Annotated in this window: 1 protein-coding gene and 1 pseudogene; both read left to right on the top strand. The window is 71.6% G+C overall.

The features are described 5' to 3' along the window. Positions 1–80: 80 nt before the first annotated feature. Positions 81–2072 (top strand): hypothetical protein, encoded by a 1992-nt coding sequence (locus tag ACILRF_RS16005; RefSeq protein ID WP_395674646.1) that lies wholly within the window; start codon positions 81–83, stop codon positions 2070–2072. Next, a pseudogene (locus ACILRF_RS16000) lies at positions 2069–2510 on the top strand (hypothetical protein); the annotation flags it as partial. The gene ACILRF_RS16005 and the pseudogene ACILRF_RS16000, both read left to right, overlap by 4 nt.

The raw sequence follows: 2510 nt of genomic DNA, 5'->3' as shown, positions 1-2510 counted from the left end.
GGATAGGCGGTGCGGCGGTTGCGTGTGGAGTCCTTCTGTTGCACAGAAGCCCCCATCGCCGTGAAGGGAAAATGCGCCGAATGGCCCGGGAGGCCCCAAGTCACGAGGTCGACCGTCACGAGCTCTACCGGGTGGTTTCCACGGCGTTCGATGGCCGCTTCTACCGGCTAATCTACGACGACGTCGCCCAGGCCGGCCTCGATGCGCTCCGGCACTACCTCGGCGGCGGCTGGCGCGAGGGTCGCGACCCGGCCCCCTGGTTCAACGTCAGGGCCTACCTCGAGGCCAACGCCGATGTTCGCAAGGCCGACGCCGAGCCGCTGCATCACTACCTGACCGTCGGCCGCCGCGAAGGCCGCGAAGTCGTTCCGTCGCGCCACAGCGAGGCCTTCCTGGTCGAGGTTCTCGAACGCGGCGAGCGGCCCGGCTGGCGCCTCGCCGATCTGCTGCCGCCGGCTCCCGCCGCGGACGTCCGCGCCGCCGCCGCGCCCATCGCCACGCCGACCGTCGCCGCGCCGGCCGACCGCGCGCTCATCGAGGCCGAGTTCGACGCCGCCTTCTACCTCGGCGCCAATCCCGACATCGCCGCCGCCGGCTCAGATCCCCTCGACCATTTCCTGACCACCGGCTGGCGCGAGGGGCGTGATCCGCACCCGCGGTTCTCGGTCCGCGATTACCTCGACATCTACGTCGACATCGCCCAGGCCGGGATCAATCCGTTCGTCCACTACGTCCGCACCGGCCGCGCCGAGGGGCGTATCGGTCGCAACGACCTCGGCTTCCGCTACCAGCTGATCGCCGACCTGCAGCCGGTCGCCGACCGCGCCGCCCGCATCGCCGAGGCCGCCGCCCAGCTTCCGGTCGACCCGCCCGAGCATTTGGCCGAGGCGCTCCAGACCTCACGCACCGGCCTCGCCGACCTGCACGTGACCTTCAGTCACGACGACTACAGCGCCAACACCGGCGGGGTGCAGCTGTGCCTCCAGCGCGAGGACGCCCGCGTCGCCGAGCTCGGCCGCGATCACCTGCATTTCTATCCCGCCAAGCCGTGGCCGGTGGTGCGCGAGGCGGGGGAGGCGGGACCCCTCGGCGTTCTCTGGAACGGCCGGCAAGTCGGGGTCTTCGCCCCGGAGGCTATCGCCCCGGTCCTCAAAGCCGCCGCCGGACGGCCGGGCCATCGCACCTTCGCCATCCACAGCCTGCTCGGCCATGCCGCCGACGAGACCGCGGACATCCTCGCCGCCGTGGGCCTCAAGGCCGGCTGGTTCTGGCTGCACGACTTCGCGAGCCTTTGCGCCGGCTATCACCTGCTGCGCAACGACGTGCAGGACTGCGCCGCCCCGCCCCCCGACAGCCCGGCTTGCACCATCTGCGCCTACCTGCCGATGCGCGCCCGTCACCTCGCCGCCCACGAGCGTCTGTTCGCGCGGCTCGACCTGACGGTGGTCAGCCCCTCGCAGGCGACCCTCGACCTGTGGCGCGCCAGCTGGAACTACCCGACCGCCGGCGAGCTGGTCCTGCCGCATGCCCGGCTCTCGCCGCGCGGCCCGGCGCCGGCGGCCAGGAAGGGTCGCCCCTTCCGCCTCGCCTACGCCGGCGTCGCGGCGCCCCACAAGGGCTGGCCGCTGTTCCGCGAGCTGGTGCTGCGCCACGCCGACGACCCGCGCTACCAGTTCGTCCACCTCGGCGTCGCCACGCCCGGCGGCCTGCCGCTCGAGTTCCACGAGGTTCGCGTCACGGAGCAGCGCCCGCGCCTGATGCAGGAGACCCTCGAGGCCCTCGACGTTGACGCGGTGCTCGTCTGGCCGCTGTGCCGCGAAACCTTCTCATTCACCGCCTACGAGGCGGTCGCCGCTGGTTGCGCGGTGATCACCAATCCCGACAGCGGCAACGTCGCCGCCTTCGTGACCGACGGCGGCCACGGTCAGGTCCTCCTCGACGAAGCGGCCCTGACCGCCGCCTTCGACACCGGCGAGGTCGCCGCCCTGTCCCGCGCCGCCCGCAAGCCGCAGGTCCACGACCTCACCTTCAGCGCCCTGACGGTGGACCTGTTCGAAGGCGCCGCGGCATGAAGGTCCTCTGCTACTCGAGCTTCACCTTCTCCTACCTGAACCGCGCCCGGGTTCTGTTCCAGACCCTGCGCCGCTTCCACCCCGACTGGGAGCTGGTCGCCCTGATCACCGACGAGCCGCCGCCCGGCTTCGTCTTCGACCCCGCCTCGGAGCCGTTCGACCGCGTGGTCTGGGCCTCCGATCTCGGCATTCCGGGCTTCCGCGGCTGGCTGTTCCGCCACGACGTCGTCGAGGTCTGTACGGCGGTGAAGGGTCCCTTCATCCACCAGGCCTGCGGTACGGGCGCCGACGCGGCCATCTACCTCGATCCCGACACCGCCCTGCTCGCGCCGCTGACGCCGCTGGTCGAGCTGCTGCGGACGCACGACATCGTCCTGACGCCGCACCTGATCGAACCCAACGACGATCCGACCGCGATCCAGGACAACGACATCTCCG

It is taken from the genome of Phenylobacterium sp., assembly GCF_044236515.1.
Taxonomy (GTDB): domain Bacteria; phylum Pseudomonadota; class Alphaproteobacteria; order Caulobacterales; family Caulobacteraceae; genus Phenylobacterium.
Note: the sequence above shows the minus strand (reverse complement) of the source record. Positions and strands in the feature narration are given on the sequence as shown.